The organism is Massilia sp. PAMC28688 (genome assembly GCF_019443445.1).
GTDB lineage: Bacteria > Pseudomonadota > Gammaproteobacteria > Burkholderiales > Burkholderiaceae_D > Telluria_A.
In genome coordinates this window covers 1,962,835-1,985,970 of the sequence record NZ_CP080378.1, presented here as the reverse complement: position 1 = coordinate 1,985,970, position 23,136 = coordinate 1,962,835, and the positions used below count along the sequence as shown (strand labels likewise).

Here is a 23,136-nt window from a genome sequence, read left to right as displayed (position 1 = left end):
GATTGTACTGAGAAATGCGCAAGGCGGCGGCCACGCCGCTGCTGGCCTTTGCGGCGCCTTCACACGCACTGCACACAAGCGTGGCAATATTGCGTTCATGACTATTTCATACCGGCTCGTTTTTCCTTTCCTCCTGTTGCTCGCGCAAGGGGTGCAGGCGGCCCCTGCGGCGCGAGCCGCGCAACTGGTCCAGGCGGCCAAGAAGCAGATTGGCGTCACGCTGCGCTACGATCCCCGCTACGAAAAGCTGGCCTACCCCGGCGGCGACGTGCCGATCGAACGGGGCGTCTGTACTGACGTGGTGGTGCGCGCCTACCGGCATCTGGGCGTGGATTTGCAAAAGCTGGTGCACGAAGACATGTCGCGGGCATGGAAGGCCTATCCCAAGGCCTGGCAGCTCAAGCGGCCAGACCGCAACATCGATCACCGGCGCGTGCTCAACCTGGCTACGTGGTTCGGGCGCCATGGTGAAACGCTGGCGGTGTCCCGCGACGGGCGCGATTACCGTCCCGGCGACATCGTGACCTGGATGATCCCGCCCAATTTGCCGCACATTGGCGTCGTGAGCGGGGAAAAAGGCTGGAACGGCGCGCCACTCATCGTGCACAACGTGGGCTCCGGCACGGTCGAGGACGACGTGCTGTTTGCCTGGCCCATCACGGGACACTACCGCTATCTGCCCACGGCCGGCAGATAATGACCTTGTGCAAGCTGGCAACAGCGCAATATAGCGGGTCTATTCACTCAAAAAACAAGGTTCGCGATGCTATTTTTCCATCACCCCAAGCCACCTTGCCGCAAAGCGGTGGCGGTCCAGATGGTGCAGCAAAAGGCCGCGGCTGTACATGATCTGGGGACGCTTGTCGTGGAAACGCGCAAGCTTGCAGCGGAAGTGCTGCCGGAGGCGCGGGTCAAGCCTGCGGCCTGACCCGGAGAAGGATTTTAGCCGTTGATGACCACGCCGGCGTCATGCGCCTGCTGGTCCGCATGGTAGGAACTGCGCACCATGGCGCCCACGGCCGCGTGCACAAAGCCCATCTTGTAGGCTTCTTCCTCGAACTGCTTGAACACGTCCGGATGCACGTAACGGCGCACCGGCAGATGGTCGCCGGACGGCGCCAGGTACTGGCCAATGGTCAGCATCTCGACATTGTGTTCACGCATGTCGCGCATGACCTGCAGGATTTCCTCGTCGGTCTCGCCCAGGCCGACCATGATCCCGGACTTGGTCACGGCATTCGGATACATGGCCTTGAAGTCACGCAGCAGTTCCAGCGAATGCTTGTAGTCCGATCCCGGACGCGCCTCCTTGTACAGGCGCGGCACGGTTTCCAGGTTGTGATTGAGCACGTCCGGTAAGCCATCGGCAAAGATCGCCAAGGCCCGGGCCAGGCGGCCGCGGAAGTCCGGCACCAGCACTTCGATGCGGGTATTGGGCGACAGCGCGCGGGTCTGCTTGATGCATTCCACAAAGTGGCCGGCACCGCCATCGCGCAGGTCGTCGCGGTCCACCGAGGTGATGACCACATATGACAGGCGCAGGTCGGCAATGGTCTTGGACAGGTTGCGCGGCTCGTTTTCATCGAGCGGGTCCGGGCGGCCGTGGCCAACATCACAGAACGGGCAGCGGCGCGTGCACTTGTCACCCATGATCATGAAGGTGGCCGTGCCCTTGCCGAAGCACTCGCCAATGTTCGGGCAGCTCGCTTCCTCGCACACCGTCACCAGGTTGTTGGCGCGCAGGATGTCCTTGATTTCATAAAAACGGGTGGACGCCGACGCCGCCTTCACGCGGATCCAGTCCGGCTTTTTCAGGCGCTCGACCTGGGCCAGTGGCACGATCTTGATTGGAATACGCGACGTCTTGCTGGCGCCTTTTTGCTTGTCGGTCGCGTTATAAACTGGAGCGGTGCTGCTGTCGATGTCGGTAGTCATGTGGCTGCCTGCCCTGGGGGCTGTGTTGAATCAGTTGTGTCAGTGTGCATACCCGCTGTTGCCAGCTGGGCAATCAGTTCCTGTGCCAGCGCGCGCTGGACGTCGGCCAGCGCTACCTCGACGCCCACGGTGCGCAAGTCCACCGTTTCAAGTCCGGAGTATCCACAGGGATTGATCCAGGAGAACGGTGCCAGGTCCATCGCCACGTTGAGCGATACCCCATGGTACGTGCAGCCATTGCCGCGCACTTTCAAGCCGAGCGCGGCGATCTTGGCTCCCTGGTGGGGGCCGCAAGCCATGTAGATGCCGGGCGCGCCCGCGATGCGCTCGCCTGCGAGATTATACGCCGCCAGCACATTGATGATGGCTTGCTCGATTTTTGCCACGAACTGGCGCGCATAGAGCTTGCCGCCGGGCTTGTTGCGGCGCAGGTCCATCAGGAGGTAAATGACCACCTGCCCGGGGCCGTGGTACGTTACTTCCCCGCCGCGGTCGGTCTGGATGACGGGCACTGCATGGGGCGGGATGCCGTTGCCGGCCAGGAGGTGGCCGCGGTCGGCGCCCAGGCCCAGGGTGAACACGGGCGGGTGCTCGACGATCCACAGTTCGTCCGGCGTATCCGGGCTGCGCGCATCGGTAAAGGCGCGCATGGCGGCAAAAGTCGGCTCGTAGTCGGCGCGGCCAAGGTCGCGCACCACGGCGCGGCTGGGGGCAAGCATCTGCACTGATAGTTACATGACAATCTTGACCATGGGATGGGCCGACAGCGCCCGGTACAGGTCGTCAAGCTGGGCCCGGCTGGTGGCGCGCACCGTGACCGTCAGGCCGGTGTAGTTGCCCTGGGCCGACGGGCGCACTTCCATGCGTCCGATGTGAAACGTCGGGTCGTATTCCAGTACCACATCGACGATGGTGGCCGCAAAGTCCTCATGCGTGGCGCCCATCACCTTGATCGGGAAGTCGCTCGGGTACTCAATGAGGGATTCATTCGCTTGCATACACAGTCCAGTTCTGAAGTGAAAACATCCGGCCCTCCGCAACGGAGTGCCGGCAGATCACCATTGTAGGCAAAAAAGAAGGCCAGCGCTTGGCTGGCCTGAAACTATTGCGATGCGGGCGGCGGGTGTCAGCGCATGTCTTCCTTGGCGCGGCGCCGGAGTTCATCCGGGCTGCGCTGGAAGCCGCCAACGGGCGCGGTCTGCTGCGGGGCTGGGGCGGCGCGCTGGCGTTCCTCCCGTTGCTGCTGCTCCTGGCGCTCGGCGGCCCGTTGCACCATTCCACGGATACCACGGGCGTGCTCCTGCTGATCACGCTGCTGCATGGCCTGTTCCTGCTGCTGGCGTTGCTGCATGGCTTGCTGCTGCGCCGCCTGCTGCATGGCTTGCTGCTGCGCCGCCTGGTGCATGGCTTGCTGCTGCGCCGCTTGCTGCATGGCTTGCTGCTGCGCCGCCTGCTGCATGGCTTGCTGCTGCGCCGCCTGCTGCTGTATGGCTTGCTGCTGGCGCTGCTGCGCAGCCGCCTGCATGGCAGCCTGGCGCACCATACTGTCACGCTGCTGCTCGTGATGCATCTGCTGCTGGCGTTGCTGCGCCTGCTGCATCTGGAACGATTCGGCCCCGCGCGGGCGGCGATCGCGCTCAAGGTCAGGGTCGCGCTCGCCACGGCGGCCTCGCTCGCCACGCTGCTGTTCCGCGATCACCGCCGGTGCCGGCTGGGCGCTGACGACCCCTGCCGCGACCGGGGCCGCGGCCGGCGCCGGCTCGTCGCCACGCCGCTCGACCCCGTACCGGCCGCCGCGCGGCTGGGCCCCGACGCCAAACTGCGGGGCCTGCCCCGGCAGGCCGGTAAAGGCACTGGTACGCGGCTGCACTTCCTGCCGGCGCTCACGCGGCCGGTAATCCCGGGGCGCCGGCGGCATGCCAGCCTTGGCGACCAGGTCGGTGATCAGGGAGCCGGTCGGCGCGCTTGGCCTTGGCGCAGTCGGCACCACCACCGTGCCGCGCTGTGCAAAATTCGATTGCGGCACCACCGTCAGGCCTGCCTTGCGGATGGTGTTGGTGATAATGCTGGTACGCTCGTCGCGCTTGCGTACGTGGCGGTTGACGTGGCGCAGGTGTTCGCCGCGCATGCGGTAGCCGGGGCGGTATTCGTCATAGGGCGTGAGCGGATACCAGCCCTGGGCCGGCAGGCGGGCACTGCCAAAGGTGACGACCGAGTAGCCACCGCCAACCCAGCCCACCAGTGCGGGCGACCACACCACGCGCGAAATATTGCGGCCCGGCGCCCAGCACCAGCGCCGGTCCACCATCACCCAGCGGCCATAGTGCGAGGGCGCGTAACCCCAGGGCGCATTGTCGACCCAGGTCCAGCCCCACGGCTGCAGATAGGTCCAGCGGCCGTCGCGGTAGGGTGCCCAGTTGGACGGCACATGGCGGGGCGACCACAGTGGACCGTATTCATGGCTGTCGCGCCAGGAACCGTGCTGGTCCAGGTCTTCGTATCCGGTCATTTCGCTGGTGACATAGCGCACCGACTCCGAACGGTCGGCGCGCTGGTCGCGCAGCATGCTCCACTCGTCGAAACTGTCGCGCATCGCCTGGCTGGTACGCAGCTCGTCGCGGCCGAACTCGGCCCGGCGGCCGGCGCACACCGTTATGCGCTCGCCGCCGCCATCGACCAGGGCTTGCCCGGTAAAGACACTGACCACGGTCTGGTCGCGGCGCCGACCCGTATCGACGCGCAGCTGCCCCACTTCATCCAGGCGCACCAGGCCGTCCGGCGTGGTCAGCTCGAAGCCGCGCGCCAGGTCGGGATTGCGTACGCGGATGTTGACGCTGCCGTAGTGCAGGTGCAGGCGCAGCGTTTCATCGTCCAGTTCCGTTACATCCAGCGAAGAATCGGCATCGAGCCGGATGGCGGTGGAGCCGATCCGGATTTCCGTGCGGCCATCGCGCCCGGTGGTGATCTGGTTGCGCGAGGTAACGGGCCAGTTCACCATGCCGGCATTGACTTCCTCGCCCACGTCGCCGGCGATGTCAACCTGCCCCTGGATCATGGCAATCCGGCCCACCCGGCCCGGACTGTCATCCTGAGCGTATGAATACGTGGAAAATGCAGCAAACGCGACCAGCGTGGCGGTGCGAAGGAAACGAGTACTCATCAATAGCTCCAGAGGACGGGACGAAGGGTGCCTGACGATTAAACGCGTCAAGACGCCAACGGAAAACGCCGGTTACACAAAGTTGCACTTTTGCCAGAAAATACGGGCCATCGCCCAGTGTATCGCGCCCGGCACGGGCGCCCGGTCTTTTGTCAGGAAGCGGTGCCGCGCTTGAAGAAAAACAGGGCACCGCCCATGAACATGAGCACGCCGCCGAAAAAGCGGTTTTGCAGCCGTAGCGCGTGCTCGTCGCGGAAAAAGCGCTGCATGGACGAAGCCAGGTAGGCATAGCCATGCATCACGACGGTATCAATGACCACCATGGTCGCGCCCAGGATCAGCAGCTGGGGCAGCAGGGGCGCGGCCTTGTTGATGAACGACGGCAGGACGGCCACCATGAAAATGATTCCCTTGGGATTGGTGGCGTTGGTGAGAAAGCCCGTCACGATGCGGCGCTGCGCGTTTGGCGGCGCCAGCGGGGCGTGGACGTCGGCCGCGCTCGGCCGCACCGGTGCGCGCCACTGCATCACGCCCAGGTAGATCAGGTACAGCGCGCCCACGGCCTTGACGATGTTAAAGGCCAGTTCGGACGCGACCAGCAGGGAACCGACGCCGGCGCCGGCAATGGCGAACACCAGCAGCAGGCCCAGTTGCAGGCCCAACACCGTCGCGCTGGCTTTGCGCAGGCCGTAGGCCAGGCCGTGCGACATGGACAGGATGGCGCCGGAACCGGGCGAGAGGGCAATGGCAATACCGGAAGCGACAAACAACAGCCAGGTCGAATAGAGCATGGGGCGTTACAGCAGGAGGAAATGGGGAAATCGGGGTAGCGGAAAAGGGCACGGAGGGCGCCTGCCGCAGGAAAAGATACGCAGCCCCGAAGCGAAGAAACCGGCGAACACCGGTGCCCACGCTTCGGGCCGCGCGGACGTGCTTACTTCTTCTTTGGATTGACAGCTGCCTTCAGCGTCGCGCCAGCGGAAAACTTTGGCGACTTCGATGCGGCGATCTTGATCGCTGCGCCGGTCGATGGATTACGGCCCTTGCGTGCAGCGCGCTTGGCCACCGAGAACGTACCGAAACCAGTGATGCCGACCGTGTCACCCTTCTTCAGGCGCTCGGTGATGATGTCGATAATGGTGTTTACTGCGCTGTTGGCTGCCGCGCCGGACATTTCCGTGCGCTTAGCAAATTCCGCAATCAGTTCGCCTTTTTTCATACAATCCTCCCGGGTTAAAAGAGCGGGAAGATTAGCATAATTATTGCCACTCGTAACAAATTCCGAGGGCAGGGCACAAAAGTAAGCCATGCTGTGACTGCATCGCGACGGATTTCACCGCCGGCACAGCACTGGTTTTACCAGCGCCCAGGCATTCACTCGGCCAGAGCTGCTTCCAGGCGCGGCGCGCCCAGGCGGGTGCGCAGGGCGGCGTTGATCAGCGTCTGGTAGCCCTTGCCGCTTTGCTCGGACAGCGAGCGGAAGGTCTCGAGCACTTCATCGTCCAGGTAGATGGTGATGCGTGTCTTGCGCTTGACGGGACGCACGGTGCGCACGGGAGTGGTGGTCATTGGGGTCGATTCGATATTCATGGTTAGTCCCTGTGAAACAGTTCCGGTTCATCATCGTGGTGGCTGCAAGGCCCATGGCGCTGCATTGTCTTAACTATACGTATGCATCGGCGGCACGGTGGCGGAAAGCGACGAGATGCAGAAATGGGGGCCTGAAATGCAGAAAACCGGGCTGAAACGGAATGCCGCGTACACGGCCGAGTCGGGTAAGATGTTCTTTTTTTGACCATATTGGAGCGGGAAGAATGGCAAGCAGTTTGCTGGCATTGATCGACGATATCGCCACGATCCTGGATGACGTCGCCGTCATGAGCAAGGTAGCAGCGAAGAAAACCGCCGGCGTCCTCGGTGACGACCTGGCCTTAAATGCGCAGCAAGTATCGGGCGTGAGCCCCGACCGTGAACTGCCGGTGGTGTGGGCGGTGGCCAAGGGTTCCATGGTGAACAAGGCAATCCTGGTGCCGGCGGCCCTCGCTATCAGCGTATTCGCACCCTGGGCCATCACGCCCTTGCTGATGATTGGCGGCGCCTTCCTGTGCTATGAAGGCTTCGAAAAGCTCGCCCACAAGTACTTGCACAGCAAGGAAGAAGAAGCCCAGCATCACAAGGAAGTGGTCGAGGCGCTGTCCGACCCGTCGGTGGACCTGGTGGCGCTGGAAAAGGACAAGATCAAGGGCGCCGTGCGTACCGACTTCATCCTGTCGGCGGAAATCATCGTCATTTCGCTGGGCACCGTGGCCGCTGCCACCTTCGCCAAGCAGGTGTCGGTGCTGGTTGCCATTGCCATACTCATGACGGTGGGTGTGTATGGCCTGGTGGCCGGTATCGTCAAGCTTGACGACCTGGGCCTGCACCTGAGCAAGCGGGCCAATGGCGCTGCGCAAGGCATGGGCAAGCTGCTCCTGCTGGCCGCGCCAAAGCTGATGAAGCTGCTCGCCATTGTCGGTACTGCCGCCATGTTCATGGTCGGCGGCGGCATCCTGGTGCATGGCATTCCCCAGCTGCATCACTTTGTCGAGGGCGCGACGGCTGCAGCGGCCAGCGTGCCGGGCATTGGCGGCATCCTCAAGGCCATTACGCCGACGCTGATTGATGCCGTTGCCGGCCTGATCGCAGGTGGACTGGTGCTACTGGTGGTGACGGGCGTGACGCGGCTGTTCAAGGGCAAGGCTGCGGTGCACGGGTAGTTTGGTGACGAGGTGAGGTGGGAACATATGGAATGTTCCCACCTCAACTTCGCGAGCCTGGCGTCACCGCCGTCCCGCCTGAGCCGTCCTAGTCAGAGCGTCTTCGGTTCCGGGCGTGCGCATCACCTCACTGCACTCAATTTTTTTAACGGTGCGAAATTTTGTCGTGACGCTTGCCAGGTGTTCCAATTCGAGAATCTGCTATTCGGTAGTCGAACGGCCGAGTTCGGCAAATAGCCGACAATGAAATGGTAGCTGGAGGTGGTGCCCGTCAGTCTCGGAACGTTACAGTCATAGAGTGCTACTTTCGATCTTGCAAGAGGACCCGCGGAGGGCGCCACTCTGCCCGCCATCCTTCAACGGATACTCTATTAGCTCTCCAGTCCGCCCGGCATGTTTGATGCGCTTTAGCTTGGCCCGACTGTACGAGGTGCGGCACCCGGCGCAGCAAACATCCCTGATCGCCATCGTTCCCTTAATCGAGTTTGGGTGAACAATACCGCTGAAAGTGAGGGTGCGCAAGGCTTCGCGCGGAGCGCCTTGTCCTGGGCCGTGTTCCAGCCCCGTCGAATATACCGCGCAAAACTTGAGCCGACGCGTAACGGGATCGTAGGCAACGCTCTTGACCGCGGCCGAGACCGGTTCTGTACTTCCATTAGCCACGCCAATGTGCACCAGCGTCCGTTCCCCCTTGCTGTACAGGCTAATATTGTAGCCCGCAAGAAAATGCGGGTCGTCTTTACCTTCGGTTACCATATTTGTGTAGAAACCGATAAGCCGTGTTTGGGCTGGTTCTGCAGCAAACGCGGAAGAAGTAAGTAAGACTGCCAGCAGCGAAACAAAAAAGTTCATCCACAGACCGTCCTTTTTTTTCAGCAACCATTGAATAATTAGCATGCGCTGGCCAGGGAAGCGAGCTATCGCAACTCGGCGTTGGCGCACAGCGATGCTGTTCTGGCACAGCATGAGGCAACCTTTGCTCTGGTAACAATTAGAGGCGCGTTCCGCACAGCAAGTAGAGCCCTCGCCGGCAACGTGACAACGCCGCGCTTGCCTGCCCTTGGCTCGCATCGCTAACCGGATTGAGTGCCCTTAGGGGCGCTCCGGCGAACAGACTAGTGGTTTCACGACGCAATCGTAAACACTATACTCAACAGCATGAGCATCGCACCGATCATTGGCAACCTGAAAATCCATAGTTCGATGATTCGCAAGGTGGAGGGAGTTCCATCGATACGGTTAAACGCCCGCGTTGCGAACACAGTTGCAACCAGAACAAGCAGGATTTCAGCTGCAATAAGCACAATGGCTTCGCCCAGACCGGCACCAACACAACCTGCGTTGCGGCAGGCGCTCGCGGAACTGCCGCCGGACGAGACTATTAATAGCGCAACCGCGAGGAACATACACAGCCACGAGACTATACGATTAAATTCCATTGGACGTCCTGTTACGCTAGCATACGAAGCCGTTTGAGGGGCCTCCCTCCGACTTCCTCAAAAAACGAATCATCGTACCGCCGGGTGAGTTTTTTAACAATGTTTTTCGCGGCGCTTCATCCTGGAAGGGCATCCGGACCGTTCACCGAGGTATGCGTTTTGTCAGTTGATTCCAGCTTCAAGTCGATTTTCTTGAGTGCAGCCACTGGCGATTTTTGATCGCGGCTATGTCATTCAAGTGGGCGTTTCGTTCTTGCTTCGCCGCTGGCTTTTGCCTATCGGTAGTTGCTTCTGGCGCATAACGAGTAAGGCCGCTACACTCAACCCTAATAAAGCGAGACTGCCCGGCTCTGGGACGTTATTCGTGGGAAGGAATGAAGGAGTAATCCGAGTTACGCCATCGTAATATCCGCCACTTTGATCCAAATAGGCTGCAAGATCTGCGTTAACTGTTCCTTTGCTAGCCGTGCCAACGTGCGAACCAGCGAAACTGCTAAAAACACACTCACTATAGCAGCCGTAAATAGTGCTATGGTAATTCGCTGTGTAGGAAAAATTCCCTTGTTTGCCGCGCGAAAACGAAACAGCGAAAGTAGTAAATTGGTCTCCTCCAAAGTCACTGAAAATTGAAAAATTCGTGGGGCCGTTCCTTCGGAAGTAAGTACTAGCGTCTGTAAGGCGAGTAGAACCTTCGCCACCGATGGGCTGAAGAACCATTGTGAAAGGTGTGTCCCGCGGATAGTCCTCGATTGGCAAATTGACATAGAAGTAGGAGATTGACTGGTCATCATCTCTCTGAATAAAATAACCGGATAATGGGCCGCCAAATCCGTATTGGGTATAGCCGGCAATAGCGTTGCTAGAAAATACCGCAAACGCGGCAAGAGCGATAATTTTTTTCATGATGAATTAGGTTTAGGGGGTGACGGGGACTGCTACATTGCTGGCAAGCAAATAACGAGCCACATCTACTTATTGGCTTGAAAACACTGAGTTGCGTCGAAAATTGCCAGATTTGTGCCTCGAACTGTAAAATATCCCGACACTATTGAATGACGAGATAGCGAAACTATTACGATTAGCGAGATAACGGTTCGCGGTTTCAAAGACCGCCCGTGCTTCAGTAAGGGGACGAAACAGCACATAACATCCAAGTTTCATTCGTAGAGAATGTTTTTGCGAGTACGCGTGACGTCCGCCCGTACTGGGCTGTGATTCCTGCCCTCTCAAGTGCTCTGCGTGGAATTTCACAGCCATCCACGGGCTCGTCGATCGTTCGTGCATGCGCATCATGCTCCTTTTGCTTTGGCTAGATCCACGAGGGGAGTAAGCAACATCAGCATTTCTTGCGAATTGACTTGACACCTCCTGCTCGCCTGCACGCGGTGATCTACTGGAAGACGCATCCACCCAGAGCTCGCTGCTCCACGCCGCCTTACCTCTTCCTGACAAATACCCCTCGACTGTTGTTATCCCGCAGACAGCTTTGTGTCCACAATTGACATTGCGCTGGCGACGTCCCAGTATTGCTTTAACGTTTTAGCAATCTTTCATCGGGAGTTCCATGCACGACGCCTTCACGCCCAAACAAACCCTCATTGCCGTGGCTGTCATCGCCCTCTTCAGCAACGCGCCGGCCCAGGCGCAGGTCCAGCCCGCATCCGTGGCGGAAGCGGCCACGGTGGTAGTCACCGGCACCCGGGTTGCCAACCGCACCGCGCTCGATACCGCCTCGCCGGTCGACATCATTTCTGCCGATTCCATCAAGAACGCCGGCACCACTGAACTGTCGCAGGCGCTGTCGATCGCCCTGCCTTCGCTCAATTTCCCCCGCCCGGGCCTGGCCGATGGCACCGACACCATCCGCCCCGCCACCCTGCGCGGCATGGGTCCGGACCAGACGCTGGTGCTGGTCAATTCCAAGCGCCGCCATACGTCGTCCCTGGTCAACACCAACGGCACCATCGGGCGTGGCTCGGCCTCGGTGGACCTGAACACGATCCCGACCGCCATCATCAAGACCATCGAAGTGCTGCGCGACGGCGCCGCCGCCCAGTACGGTTCCGATGCCATCTCGGGCGTGGTCAATCTGCGCCTGCGCACCAACCGCGAAGGCGGGGAAGCGACCATCAGCTACGGCGGCCGCGTGACCGAATACGACTTCATCGTTGGCACCCCGCCGGCCGGCGCCCCTTATGGTGTACAGAATTCGCGCAAGCGCACCGACGGCCAGATCGGCACGGCCAGCATCTGGAAAGGCTTGCCATGGGGTGAGACCGGCCACATCACGCTGGCAGCAGAAATCAAGGACCAGCGTCACACCGAACGCAGCGGCTACGATGTGCGGCGCCAGTACCCGGTGCCGCCCGGCGGCGGTTTCGATCCGCGCGAAACCACCATCAACCGCTTCAATGCCTGGTATGGCGAACCGGAACTCAAACAGGCCACGCTGTTCGTCAACGCCGGCAATACCCTGGCCAACGGCGCCAAGATCTATGGCTGGTCGAGCTACCAGCGGCGCGATGCAAAGTCCGCCGGCCAGTTCCGCGGCCCGGCCGACGCGCGCAACATTCCCTCGATCTACCCGGACGGCTTTTTGCCCATCATCGCGCCGGTGGTGGACGACTTCAGCGCCACCGGCGGGGTGAACTGGACGCTGGAGCAGTGGGACATGGACATGTCGCTCGGCTTTGGCAACAACAAGATGATGTACACCATCGAAAATTCGCTCAACCGCTCGCTCGGGCCCACCAGCAAGACCGAATTCGATGCCGGCGGCTATTCGTACAATCAGCTGGTATTGAACCTGACCGGCGTGCGCACCTATGCCGTGGCCGGCCTGGCCTCGCCCCTGAACGTGGCGGTGGGCATGGAAGGCCGGCGCGAAGGCTACAAGCTGTATGCGGGCGAGCCGGACTCCTACCGCCAGGGAAACTTCCCGCTGCCTAACGGCGGCATCGCCGCGCCGGGCGCCCAGGTGTTTCCGGGCTTTCAGCAAAAGGATGCCATCGATGCCGCCCGCACGGCCGTGGGCGCGTTCGTGGACGTGGAAGCGAACATCACCGACAAGCTGCTGGCCTCGGCCGCGATCCGCGCCGAGCATTATTCCGACTACGGCAACAGCCTGGCCGGCAAGCTGGCCAGCCGCTACGACTTCAACAAGTCGTTCGCCCTGCGCGGATCGCTGCAAAACGGCTTTCGCGCGCCTTCGCCCCAGCAGCAATATTTCACCACCACCTCCACCAATTTCCTGAACGGCGTGCCGTTTGAAATCACCACGTTCCGCCCGACCGATCCTGTGGCCGCATTCCTGGGCGCCAAGCCGCTGGAGGCGGAAAAGTCCGTCAACCTGTCCCTGGGCGCGGTCATGCGCTTTGGCAGCGTGAACCTGACGGTCGATGCCTACCGGATTGATGTGGAAGACCGCATTGTGCTGTCCGAAAACCTCAACCAGCCGGCGGTGCAAGCCTTTCTGCGGGCCAATGGCTACGCCGGCGGCGGCGGGCGCTTCTTTATCAACGGTGTCGATACCACCAACGAAGGCGTGGATGTGGTGCTGGCATGGCCCATGAATGCTGGGGCGGCAGGCAAGTTTGATTTCACGCTGGCAGGCAACTTCAGCAAGACGGAAGTGACCAAGGTGCCGGAGCTGGCAGTGCTGCAGCAATTTGAGCCCGCGCCGCCCCTGTTTGCGCGCGTCAACCGCCTGACGATCGAGCGCGGCCAGCCGCGCAACAAGATCAATGCCAGCGTCAACTGGAAGCTGGGCGACGCCGGCATCACGCTGCGCGCCACCCGCTATGGCGAAGTGCTCTCCCCGGGCACGGGATCGGCGCCGGACGTGCTCATTTCGCCCAAGACGATTGTGGACATTGAGTCGCGTTACGCGCTCAGCCGCCGCATCAACCTGGCGTTCGGCGTGGAAAACATCAGCGACGAGTATCCGGAATCGGTACCGGTATCGATCAATGGCACCGGCAATACGCCCTTCCCCAACTACGCGCCGTATGGCCGTGGCGGGCGCTTCGTGTACGCAAGGGCCAGCTACACGTTCTGATCTGCGTAGCGCCGGCCCGCCAGGCCATGCGGGCAATCATGGTGTCACCTTGACGCATGCGCGGCCAGGGTGACAGCCGCCATCGCTTCTTTACTTGTCCTGCTTGCGGTGCATGAGCATGGTGGCGGCAAACAGGCCGACGGCAAAAGCGCCGTACACCAGCGCCACCGACTCCTTGGACAGGCGCTCGTCAAAGCCCGGCTGCAGGCGCTGCGGCGTGAGCTTGTAGTCGGTCAGGCAGGCCACCGCGGTCGCCGCTGCAGACGTGGCGAGGGTCGCCGCCACGCCCTTGTTGTCGAGCTTGCGTCCCAGCAGACGCTCGAACAGCACGCCCCAGAAAGTGGCGCTGGCATGGTGGATCAGGTAGCCGGTGACGGTATAGCGCAGCGACGGGCCGTTGTGGTTAAAGGCCTTGTCGCCCCAGATCCAGTGACTGACCGCATTAGTGGGCGCAAACATGCTGTTGGTCTCGCGTTTGCCAAGCGCGGCCAGCGCCAGGGTGGAGATCACACTGGCCGAGCTGCCCGAGAGCACGCCACGCTTCATCGCTGTTGTCCAATTTTCCATATAATTCTCCTCGTCTCGATTGTTGAACTTGCGGTCGATGCACGTCTCTATCCCGTTGTATGACCAGCCAGACCAGGAGCACACATGCGGATCTTGCTGACAGGAGCAAGCGGATTCATAGGAAAACACTTGCTGGCGGCATTGCTGGCAGAAGGCCACCACCTGGTGTGCGCGGTGCGCCGTCCGCCGCCGTCCCACCACGCCCGCCTCACGTACATCGCTGCCGATTTTGTTCAGGATACCGATAAATCCGTATGGCTGGCGCACCTGCGCAATGTCGACGCCGTCATCAATGCCGTGGGCATATTCCGGGAGCAAGGCAAGCAGACATTTGCCAGGCTGCATACCGAGACGCCCTGCGCCCTGTTTGCCGCCTGCGCCGAGTCCGACAGCGTGCGCCTGGTGCTGCACCTGTCGGCTCTGGGCGCAGACAAGGATGCCGACACGCCCTATCACCTGTCCAAAAAAGCGGCCGACGACTTCCTGGCGCGCCTGCCGCTGCGCTCGTTTATCGTCCAGCCCTCGCTCGTGTACGGCAATGACGGCGCCAGTGCGACTGCCTTCAAGACCCTGGCCAGCATGCCGTTCAGCATGCGTTTCGGACGCGCGCCCCAGCTGGTGCAGCCCATCCACGTGGACGACCTGGTGGCGGCCATGGCGGCCCTGATCCGCCAGCCCTTGCCGGTCGCCGGCGACAACGGCACGGCGCGCCGCGTGCCCCTGGTAGGACCGGTGGCGCTGCCGTTCACGCAATACCTGCGTACCCTGCGCGCTGGCATGGGCATGGGGCGCCTGCCCGTGCTGCCGCTGCCCGGTTTCGTGGCCGGCCTGCTGGCCCGCTTGAAGCTGGGCTGGCTCGATCCCGATGCGCTGCGCATGCTCAACCGCGGCAACCATGCCGATGCCGACATCACCGCGCGCCTGCTGGGACGGCCTGCGCGCAGTCCCGACACCTTCGTCGACAATCCCGCAGCCGAACGTGCGCAGGCCAAACTGGGCTGGCTGCTGCCGCTGCTGCGCTGGTCAATTGCCTTCGTGTGGATTGCCACGGCCATTGTCTCGGCCGGCGTGTATCCGGTGCAGGACAGCTATCAATTGCTGGAACGCTCGGGCGTGCCACCCGCCTATGCGCCGCTCATGCTGTACGGCGCCGTGGGCGTCGACCTGCTGCTGGGTATTGGCACGCTGCTGCTCAGGCGCCGCCGCTGGCTGTGGCTGCTGCAACTGGGCCTGATCGGCTTTTACACGGTATTCATTGCCTGGAAGCTGCCGGAGTTCGTGCTGCATCCCTACGGGCCGTTGACCAAGAACCTGCCCATGCTGGCGGCCATCTGGCTGCTTTATGAACTTGAGGAAAAATAGATGGAATACCTGATCGTTAAGTGGCTGCATATCCTGTCGTCCACATTCTTGTTTGGCACGGGAATCGGCTCGGCCTTCTACATGCTGTTTACCAGCCTGTCGCGCGATGTGCGCGCCATTGCCGTGGTCAGCCGCCATGTGGTGCTGGCGGACTGGATTTTCACGGCCACCACCGTGGTGATTCAGCCGCTGACCGGCTTTTACCTGATTCACCTGGCGGGTTTTCCGTGGGAAAGCCGCTGGATCATGTGGTCCATCGTCCTGTATTTCGTGGCCGGGGCCTGCTGGCTGCCGGTGGTCTGGATCCAGATCAAGATGCGCGACATGGCCCAGGTGGCAGCGCGCGACGGCACCGACTTGCCCGAGCAATACTGGCGCTACCTGCGTACCTGGACGCTGCTCGGCATTCCAGCCTTTTTTGCGCTCGTGATCGTGTTCTGGCTGATGGTCAGCAAACCGGTGTAGGGACTGGCGATGAACATGGTGCCTTACCGCCGGCTCAGCGGGGAGTCGGGCGTGGTGGAATATGAATCGGCGCCGGCGTCGATCCGGGTACGCTTTGTTGACGGTACGGTCTACACCTATTCGCACGCGCGGGCGGGACGCCATCACGTGCAGGAGATGAAGCGCCTGGCGCGCGAAGGCAAGGGCTTGTCCGGCTACATCAGCAAGCATGTGCGGGACCAGTACGATTCCAAGGAACCGTCCTGATACCCACTGCTGCGCCAGGTGATTTCCGCCGGTCGGTTCGGCAGCGAACCGTCGCCTGCGAAGCGGTGCAGTATTGTGCAGCTACCGGCACGTTGTGGACCCGCCATGGACGCCAGCAAAAAAGACCGAAAAGTGTATGCCAGGATGCGCATGGCCCAAGCCATCGAGCGCGCCATCGACGCGCCGAGCGCGGCTGGAAAGGCCAGGGCCGCGCGCTGGGCCGGCGCCTGGGGCCTGGTGGGCGGCATCCTCACCCCGGGCGTGCGCCTGCGCCGCAGCGTACTGGCCGACCGCCAGCCCCGCTGAAAGTGAGGCGGGGAGCCGCTTTCACCCTTATTCATTGCTATAATCGCCACCCTGACGGCCGCCTGGCCGGGATCACATCTTAGCGGGGCGGAAGTGGAGCAGACGTATCGTATCGTGGCCGTCGGCCTCAAGGACGGCTTCAGCCGCGCGCACTCGGCAGATTTGCTGGCGGCGCTGTTCAAGCGGCCTGCGCACGAATTGTCCGCCCTCACCAGCGGCAAGCGCATCACCGTCAAAAAATCCCTCGCACTGCCGGCCGCCATCAAGTACAAGGCGGCGCTGGAGCGCTGCGGCTTGCTGGCGGAAGTGGCGCCCCACAGTACTGCTCGCAGCAGGGACGCTGCCGCCCCGGCCGGCGCACCGCTGCCGGCGCGCGAGCTGGCCCGGCTTGAAACCTGCGCCCGCCACATCCTGGCCACGCTCAGGGACGAGCACGGCGGCGAGCCGCGCTACGACGCGCGCAGCGTCAGCCGTATTGCCGCCGACATCGACGCCGGCCGCCACGGCTACACTGCCGAGCAAGCCCGGAAGATTGCCAGGTTTTACGGCGCCTTTCTGGGCAAGGTGCTCATTGATCTGTTTCCGCGCGCCTTGCCTACCTGGGTGGCCACGGAGGACGGCCCTGCCATCGCCTTCCGGCGCACGGCCGGCGGCGGGACAGTGACCGTGTCTCCGGCGACGCGGGTGGCGCAGCATATTGCGCAGGGCAGCGCGCTGTCGATAGCCGGGTTCCTCGACGAGCAGCGCGAGTTGCTGGAAGGCGCGCCCGCCACGGCCGATGCCTCGCCCGAATACAGCATCCTGCAACTGGTCGGCAACGACACCCTGGGTTCGCTCGATATCGCCATGCCGCTGGCAATGTGCTGCAACTGCGGCACCCGCGAAGACGTGGCCGTGCTCGACGTGGAGCTGTCCACCCGGCTCAAGGGCGATTCGGCCCTGTGGGTGGAACTGCCTTTCTGCGGACCGTGTACCGCCACCGCCGACCGCGTGCGTCCGGGCATAGTCAAGACCGGCCTGCTGACCGCGGGCACCTTCCTACTGACGGGCCTGCCGCTGATCCTGGCCACCAGTCACATCCGCATTCTGGGACTGCCCACCACTGTACTCGTGGTGCCGGTCTTCGCTGTCGCCGTGGGGGCTGTGCTGTACCTGCTGGACAGGGCGACGGCACCGCAGACCAGCCGCTACCAGCCCGTCACACTGGAGTCGTTTGATCACACGGCAGCGGGCGAGCGCCACGTGGGCTTTTGCTTTTCCAATACCGCGTATGCCCACGCTTTTTCCTTGGCCAACGCCGAGGAAATTTCTTCCGGGCGCATTGCCACCGGCTATTGAACACGGCGTCTTGAGGTAGTATCGCCACACATCACTGCCTGGAAGCTGTTCATGAAATTGCTGACCCCTGTTGTCCTGACGCTGGCGCTGCTGGTGCCTGCGCTCTCTGGCGCTGCCGAGCGGGCCGCGACGCCCTACCTGACCCAGGCCGACGCGGCGGCGCGCTCGGCCCGCATTGCCAATGTCGACTACGTGCTCAGCTTTGTGCTGACAGGGCAGGAACGCTTCAGCGGCAGCACCACGCTCAGCTTTGACCTGAAGGATGCCAGGCAGGCGCTCACGGTAGACCTGAGCAAGGCCAACATCACGGCACTGCAAGTGAACGGCAAGCGCGTGGTGCCGCGCTACAACGGCCACTTCATCACGCTTGCCCCGGCCCAGCTGAAAAAAGGCCGCAACGTGGTGATGGTGGACTACGACCTGGCCCACAGCAATAATGGCGAAGGCATGCACCGCATGGTCGACCCTGCGGACGGGCGCGTCTATACCTACTCGCAGTTCGGCCCGGCTGCGGCGCAGCAAGCGTTTGCCTCGTTCGACCAGCCGGACTTGAAGGCGACCTTCACGCTGGCCGTTACGGCCCCGGCCGACTGGCAGGTCATTTCCACCGCGCCCCATCGCACCGTGACGGCGACGGACAAGGGCATGCGCTGGCAATTCGCCACAACGCGCAAGCTCAGCACGTACACCGTGTCCCTGCACGCGGGACCGTACAAGATGTGGGAAGACAAGAGCGGCAAATATCCGATGCGCCTGTTCGCGCGCCAGTCTGTGGCGGCCAAGGTGTCTCCCGAAATCTGGTTCGGCTACACGCGCCAGGGTCTTGCGTACTTTGACAAGTACTACGGCGTACCTTACCCGTTTGAAAAGTACGACCAGCTGCTGGTGCCGGACTTCCTGTTTGGCGCGATGGAAAACACGGCGGCCGTCACCTTTGCCGAAAAGAGTTACCTGAGCGACGGCAAGATGAGCGGCGAGCAGCGCCACGCCCTCGCCGGCGTGATTTTGCACGAGCTGGCGCACCAGTGGTTCGGCGATCTGGTCACGATGCGCTGGTGGAACGGAGTCTGGCTCAATGAAGGCTTCGCCTCTTTCATGGGGACGCTGGCCACGGCGGAAACCACGGAATTCAAAAACGCCTGGCAGCGCTTTTACGCGCTCAACAAGACGCGCGCATATGCCGAAGACCAGCAGGTGGGCGCACACCCGGTGGACGTGCCGGTGGCCTCCAGCGCCAACGCTTACGACAATCTGGATGCCATTACCTACCACAAGGGCGCGTCCGCCCTGATGCAGTTGCGCCGCCTGCTTGGCGACGATGTATTCCGCAAGGGCGTCAATAATTACGTGGCCAAATATGCGTGGAAGAACGCCACGCTCGATGACTTCATTGCCACCCTGAGCGCTGCCGCCGGACGCGACCTGAAGCCCTGGGCCCGGCAATGGCTGCGCCAGCCGGGCGTCAACACCATCAGCGCCGACTATAGCTGCGCCAAGGGCAAGGTCACGCAATTCCAGCTGCGTCAGGCGCCAGGCAGCATGAACGACGTGCTGCGCGAGCAGCGCGTGCAGGTGGCCCTGCTGCAGCGCGAGGGCGAGCGCCTGGTGGTGGCACGCAGCGTGCCGGTGACCTACCGTGGGGCGGCGACCGCGGTGCCGGCGCTGAAGGGCGCGGCCTGCCCGGACCTAGTCTACCCGAACTATGAAGACTGGGGCTTTGCCAGGGTCAAGCTCGACGAGCGCTCGTTTGCCACCGTCGGCAGCCAGATGCAGCGCATCGACGATCCCTTCCTGCGCACCATGTTGTGGGACAGCCTGTGGGACAGCACGCGCGACGCCGCGCTGCCGCTCAATAAGTTTGTCGATGCGGTCCAAACCAATATGCCACAGGAGCAGGATGAATCGGTGCTTGCCGATGTGCTGCGCAAGGCCGGCCGCGCCGGCGACTACCTGGCGCGCATGAACAAAGACAGCGATTTGCAGACACTGGAACGGTTCGCGTGGCAGTCGGTCGTCGCGCGCGCGGGCGAACGCCACCTGCAAAGCCACTGGCTCGACCTGTACCTGAACGTTGCCGCCAGCAAGGAAGGGCAAGCGCGGCTGGAAGCCTTTCTGGCGGGGCGCGACCAAGTCCCGGGGCTGGAACTGAACCAGGGACTACGCTGGAAGATCGTGCGGCGCCTGAACATGCTCGATGCACCCGGCAGCGCCAAGCTCATCGATGCCGAACTGGCGCGCGACAAGAGCGACAGTGGCGAAGCGGCGGCGCTGGCGGCGCGGGTCGGGCGGCCCGATGCGCGGATCAAGGCCTCGTGGGTAAAGCTGATCAGCGACACCGACACCACGCTCTCGTTTGCGCGCGTGCGCACGGCAATGACGCACCTGTATCCCGCGGCCCAGGGCGCGCTCAACGAGCAGACGGCGGCCCTGCGCCTGGAGCAATTGCCGGCGCTGGAAAAAAGCGGCAATCCGCTGTACCTGCGCCACTACCTGGGCAGCATGCTGCCGGCCACGTGCAGCGAAGCGAGCGTGGCGCGGCTGGGCAAGGCGATCGCTGGGGCGCAAGCGCTGTCCGAGAATACGCGCAAGGCCCTGCGCCTGGCGCAGCAGGAGGATGCGCGCTGCGTGGCATTGCGCCAAGCCATGCCCGCAGGCCACTGATTCGCGCACCGCGCGTGATGAAGGCGATCGATCAGGTCGCATCCAAGCTGTTCAACCATCGGCATTCATGGAAAGCAAAACGACATGTTTGGATTATTTAAGACGAACCCGTTTCATCATCCAGTGCTGGGAACACTCCACCGTTCGCACGGGATGTGGCGAGGCACAATGCAACTGGCGGGGGCGCCCCGGCCCGTGACGCTGGCCCTGCCTGGCAGCCGTCAGGCGCCGGACCCTGTTGCGGTAGACGCGGCATGCGCCGTGCCGGGCCATCTGCCGTCGTGGCTGCCTCATATCGAACGAGCGCTATTCGACCATTACGCGCCCTGCCTGGATGCGTTCCGGCGCGGCGACATCGATGAAAGCGAAGGCGACTTTCCGCTTATCTCCTCTCCGCCAGAGGTCTGGCAGCATGTAAAGATTGTCTTTGTCACGATCGCGCCGATTGATGATGTTACGGTGACTGAACTCGGCTATGAAACAGCCTGGGACATCGAGCACACGCTGGGCGCACGCTTTGACGGAGCAGCATTCGTGGAACTCAACGGCAGCGTGGGCGAGCCGTGACCGCATTGGAAAGGACGACCATGGATATAAGCAAGAATCCACTACACGGCCGGTGTCACTGCGGTGCGGTACAGTTCGTGGTCCGTCTCACGGACGGGCTCAACACCGCGCGCCGCTGCAACTGCTCCCTGTGCCGCATGCGCGGTGCGGTAGCCGTGACGGCGGCGCTTGAAAACTTGCACATCACCGCCGGCGCAGAATGGCTCACGCTCTATCAGTTCAACACCATGCAAGCCAGGCACTACTTCTGTTCAAAGTGCGGCATCTATACCCATCATCAGCGTCGCTCCCATCCCGATCAATATGGCATCAACGCGGCCTGCCTGGAAGGCGTCAGTCCTTTTGATTTCATCGAGATTCCGGTGGAAGAAGGGCGCCTCCATCCCAATGACCGCCAGGATGGATGCGCAGCCGAAGTCGCCGGCTATCTTCGCTTTGTGCCCGGCAGTCGGCAAAGCGCGCGGGACAGCAACCTCAACGGATGCTCCTGATTTCAAAACCACGTTCCAGGAATTCGCTGACTTCGTTCTGTCTGCTTGCGCTACTGCGACGCGCGGGATCAGACATTCTTCACATGGGGAAACGATACGAATACCTCTTGCGTTCCTGCCTTCCTCCAGGGCGCGGCATGGGCCTGGAGCCGTAACTCACCTATAAGATCGCCATCGGTCCAACCGGATTGCTTGAAGCAAAATACTGATAATGGATGATTTCGAATACGTTTTGACGATTATTGACCCTTGGATCAACAAATACTACGAGCACGGCGCTGCTGCCCTGCTTCCCGACGAATTGGTCGGAGTAGGTGTCTGGTTGCTGGAAGCAGAAGTTAACAACGGCGGATTCGGCCAATACTATTTTAATTCTGCCGGTGAATTAGCTATCCAGACGGTGCCGGCGCTAAGGGCGATAGGTGCCGAGCGTACAGCCCGTCTGTTGGAGGAAGCAAATTCCGAGTTCCCCAAGGCTATGCCGCCGGTGGATAGGACCATGCGACAAGAGAAGCTCGACGAGATCAGCGAGTGCACTAGATTCTACGTGCTAGAGAAGGAATTCTACGAGGCACCGGAAGACCTTACGGCTCTGCTAGCGGTCTATTTGAGACGTTTGCGAACGAATGGCAGCTAAATGCGAGAGTAGCCTGTCGTAAAGTCAGTGATATTTTCGGCTTAAAACTCTGTATCCGCTGGGGGGCCGATTTAGGCTTGCTGAAGGCCACACGGACCCTGGTTTGTAGGTATGCGCGCCCCCGTTTGCTGTCAGCCGTGATCGGATCGAACCATTGATTCGTCCAGGTCGAGAATGCCGGTCTACGCTTCATGGGTTATCCTTTGTAGCCTCGAGATGGACACCCACTCACGTTAATTGCATGCAAAGCCGCCTCATTAAACCGAAACTTTTATTGCTTGCGCTGGCTAGTCTTTGGATATGCTGGTGCGTGTATGCAATCGCTTCATTCAAAGACCGCGATCTGCCAGCCCGATCGGATTGTGCAATCGTTCTTGGCGCTGCCGTCTACGGGTCAACGCCTTCACCGGTATTTGAAGAACGCATCCGTCATGCGCTCGACCTTTATCGGCGCGGCCTTGTCCGCAAACTCATCTTTACTGGAGGAGCGGGTCCGGGAACCCAGTATGCCGAAAGTACCGTTGCCTCCAAATACGCCGCGCGGGCCGGCGTGCCCTTGTCGGACATTTACACGGAAACCCGGTCACGCACGACGCATCAAAATCTTGGGGAGGCGCTCGGCATCATGCGCCTGAACGGCTTCCGCAGTGCCATTGTCGTCAGTGACCCGCTGCATCTCCGAAGAGCCAAGAGAATGGCTGACGATCTTGGTATAGAGGCAGTCACGTCCGCAACTCCCACCACGCGGTATCGAAGCTTTTCGACGCAAGCGCCGTTTCTTCTTCGTGAGCTCTACTTCTATCATCACTATCTTGTGACGGGGCACTAGTGGTTGCAGCCTGGATGAGCAACTACGCCAATAATTATCTGTTCCTCATTCAGGGGAGGGGCGCGTCAGACAGTCGCATGCTTGGTGTTAAGCGACCGCTTGGGGGCGGAAGCTGCATGTCGTGCCGGCTTGTCATCGTTCCAGTGCGGCAACTTGCTATGCCTACAAAACCGGCCAGGTTCGGCAAGGTGGCTGGTCGTCGAGGGGAGACGCGACGCAAAGAGCGGGTGAATTTCCTTCAGGACGGCACGTGTCGAATCACCCTGTCTTGATTCTTTCCTCAGAACGCCCCGCTCCCCGGCCGGAAAAAGCTCCTGTCG

General features: G+C 61.8%; 25 protein-coding genes. 14 read left to right on the top strand and 11 right to left on the bottom strand.

Annotation, left to right across the window (positions count from 1 at the left end):
* The first annotated feature begins 97 nt into the window (after positions 1-97).
* Both KY495_RS08950 and KY495_RS08945 read left to right on the top strand, forming a co-directional pair.
* Positions 98-697, top strand: coding sequence for a DUF1287 domain-containing protein (locus tag KY495_RS08950; RefSeq protein ID WP_219883303.1), 600 nt, complete (start codon positions 98-100; stop codon positions 695-697).
* Positions 698-763: 66 nt separating this feature from the next.
* A complete protein-coding gene (locus KY495_RS08945; RefSeq protein WP_219883302.1) occupies positions 764-928 on the top strand; it encodes a hypothetical protein in 165 nt (54 codons plus the stop codon).
* 14 nt (positions 929-942) lie between these two features.
* On the opposite strand, the gene lipA is transcribed toward KY495_RS08945, so the two are convergent.
* The 7 genes from lipA to KY495_RS08910 form a co-directional block, all read right to left on the bottom strand.
* Positions 943-1,935: a lipoyl synthase gene (gene lipA / locus KY495_RS08940; RefSeq protein WP_219883301.1), complete on the bottom strand. Its 993-nt coding sequence runs from the start codon at positions 1,933-1,935 to the stop codon at positions 943-945.
* Entirely contained in the window at positions 1,932-2,654 is a 723-nt protein-coding gene (gene lipB / locus KY495_RS08935) for a lipoyl(octanoyl) transferase LipB (RefSeq protein ID WP_219883300.1), read from the bottom strand. The genes lipA and lipB overlap by 4 nt, the downstream gene beginning before the upstream one ends.
* Positions 2,655-2,666: 12 nt before the next feature.
* Positions 2,667-2,933, bottom strand: a complete 267-nt coding sequence (locus KY495_RS08930) for a DUF493 family protein (RefSeq protein ID WP_219883299.1) — start codon at positions 2,931-2,933, stop codon at positions 2,667-2,669.
* 128 nt (positions 2,934-3,061) lie between these two features.
* The gene (locus KY495_RS08925) at positions 3,062-5,095 is read right to left on the bottom strand and encodes a DUF6600 domain-containing protein (protein WP_219883298.1); all 2,034 of its coding nucleotides are present in this window, start codon (positions 5,093-5,095) and stop codon (positions 3,062-3,064) included.
* Positions 5,096-5,247: 152 nt separating this feature from the next.
* Entirely contained in the window at positions 5,248-5,886 is a 639-nt protein-coding gene (locus tag KY495_RS08920) for a LysE family transporter (protein WP_219883297.1), read from the bottom strand.
* 143 nt (positions 5,887-6,029) lie between these two features.
* Positions 6,030-6,314: an HU family DNA-binding protein gene (locus tag KY495_RS08915; RefSeq protein ID WP_219883296.1), complete on the bottom strand. Its 285-nt coding sequence runs from the start codon at positions 6,312-6,314 to the stop codon at positions 6,030-6,032.
* A 155-nt stretch (positions 6,315-6,469) separates the two neighbouring features.
* Positions 6,470-6,685: a BrnA antitoxin family protein gene (locus KY495_RS08910; protein WP_229518549.1), complete on the bottom strand. Its 216-nt coding sequence runs from the start codon at positions 6,683-6,685 to the stop codon at positions 6,470-6,472.
* A gap of 224 nt (positions 6,686-6,909) precedes the next feature.
* Here KY495_RS08910 and KY495_RS08905 point away from each other — a divergent pair, with 224 nt between their 5' ends.
* The gene (locus KY495_RS08905; protein WP_219883295.1) at positions 6,910-7,851 is read left to right on the top strand and encodes a DUF808 domain-containing protein; all 942 of its coding nucleotides are present in this window, start codon (positions 6,910-6,912) and stop codon (positions 7,849-7,851) included.
* 291 nt (positions 7,852-8,142) lie between these two features.
* Here the strand turns inward: KY495_RS08905 and KY495_RS08900 are convergent, their stop codons facing one another.
* From KY495_RS08900 to KY495_RS08890, 3 genes are all read right to left on the bottom strand, one after another.
* Positions 8,143-8,748, bottom strand: coding sequence for a hypothetical protein (locus KY495_RS08900; protein WP_219883294.1), 606 nt, complete (start codon positions 8,746-8,748; stop codon positions 8,143-8,145).
* 227 nt (positions 8,749-8,975) lie between these two features.
* Entirely contained in the window at positions 8,976-9,290 is a 315-nt protein-coding gene (locus KY495_RS08895; RefSeq protein WP_219883293.1) for a hypothetical protein, read from the bottom strand.
* Between the two features lie 234 nt (positions 9,291-9,524).
* Positions 9,525-10,193, bottom strand: a complete 669-nt coding sequence (locus KY495_RS08890) for a PEP-CTERM sorting domain-containing protein (protein WP_219883292.1) — start codon at positions 10,191-10,193, stop codon at positions 9,525-9,527.
* 661 nt (positions 10,194-10,854) lie between these two features.
* Here KY495_RS08890 and KY495_RS08885 point away from each other — a divergent pair.
* Complete coding sequence (locus KY495_RS08885) at positions 10,855-13,347, top strand: TonB-dependent siderophore receptor (RefSeq protein WP_219883291.1); 2,493 nt, start codon at positions 10,855-10,857, stop codon at positions 13,345-13,347.
* A 90-nt stretch (positions 13,348-13,437) separates the two neighbouring features.
* On the opposite strand, the gene KY495_RS08880 is transcribed toward KY495_RS08885, so the two are convergent.
* The gene (locus KY495_RS08880) at positions 13,438-13,914 is read right to left on the bottom strand and encodes a hypothetical protein (RefSeq protein ID WP_219883290.1); all 477 of its coding nucleotides are present in this window, start codon (positions 13,912-13,914) and stop codon (positions 13,438-13,440) included.
* A 129-nt stretch (positions 13,915-14,043) separates the two neighbouring features.
* Between KY495_RS08880 and KY495_RS08875 the strand changes: the two genes are divergently transcribed.
* The 10 genes from KY495_RS08875 to KY495_RS08830 all read left to right on the top strand — a co-directional run bounded on the left by KY495_RS08875 (position 14,044) and on the right by KY495_RS08830 (position 22,816).
* Positions 14,044-15,276, top strand: a complete 1,233-nt coding sequence (locus tag KY495_RS08875; RefSeq protein WP_374040996.1) for an SDR family oxidoreductase — start codon at positions 14,044-14,046, stop codon at positions 15,274-15,276.
* On the top strand, positions 15,277-15,741 hold the full coding sequence (locus tag KY495_RS08870) for a DUF2269 domain-containing protein (RefSeq protein WP_219883288.1): 465 nt from the start codon (positions 15,277-15,279) through the stop codon (positions 15,739-15,741).
* A gap of 9 nt (positions 15,742-15,750) precedes the next feature.
* Positions 15,751-15,987 carry a hypothetical protein gene (locus KY495_RS08865; protein WP_307728261.1) on the top strand — a complete coding sequence of 79 codons (237 nt, stop codon included), beginning with the start codon at positions 15,751-15,753 and terminating at the stop codon, positions 15,985-15,987.
* 105 nt (positions 15,988-16,092) lie between these two features.
* Positions 16,093-16,293: a hypothetical protein gene (locus KY495_RS08860; protein ID WP_219883287.1), complete on the top strand. Its 201-nt coding sequence runs from the start codon at positions 16,093-16,095 to the stop codon at positions 16,291-16,293.
* A gap of 93 nt (positions 16,294-16,386) precedes the next feature.
* Positions 16,387-17,631, top strand: coding sequence for a hypothetical protein (locus KY495_RS08855; protein WP_219883286.1), 1,245 nt, complete (start codon positions 16,387-16,389; stop codon positions 17,629-17,631).
* 51 nt (positions 17,632-17,682) lie between these two features.
* A complete protein-coding gene (pepN, locus tag KY495_RS08850; protein ID WP_219883285.1) occupies positions 17,683-20,292 on the top strand; it encodes an aminopeptidase N in 2,610 nt (869 codons plus the stop codon).
* 84 nt (positions 20,293-20,376) lie between these two features.
* Entirely contained in the window at positions 20,377-20,859 is a 483-nt protein-coding gene (locus KY495_RS08845) for a hypothetical protein (RefSeq protein WP_219883284.1), read from the top strand.
* A gap of 20 nt (positions 20,860-20,879) precedes the next feature.
* The gene (locus KY495_RS08840) at positions 20,880-21,350 is read left to right on the top strand and encodes a GFA family protein (RefSeq protein WP_219883283.1); all 471 of its coding nucleotides are present in this window, start codon (positions 20,880-20,882) and stop codon (positions 21,348-21,350) included.
* A 211-nt stretch (positions 21,351-21,561) separates the two neighbouring features.
* Entirely contained in the window at positions 21,562-21,987 is a 426-nt protein-coding gene (locus KY495_RS08835) for a DMP19 family protein (RefSeq protein WP_219883282.1), read from the top strand.
* A gap of 241 nt (positions 21,988-22,228) precedes the next feature.
* Entirely contained in the window at positions 22,229-22,816 is a 588-nt protein-coding gene (locus KY495_RS08830) for a YdcF family protein (RefSeq protein ID WP_219883281.1), read from the top strand.
* The last annotated feature ends 320 nt before the right edge of the window (positions 22,817-23,136 follow it).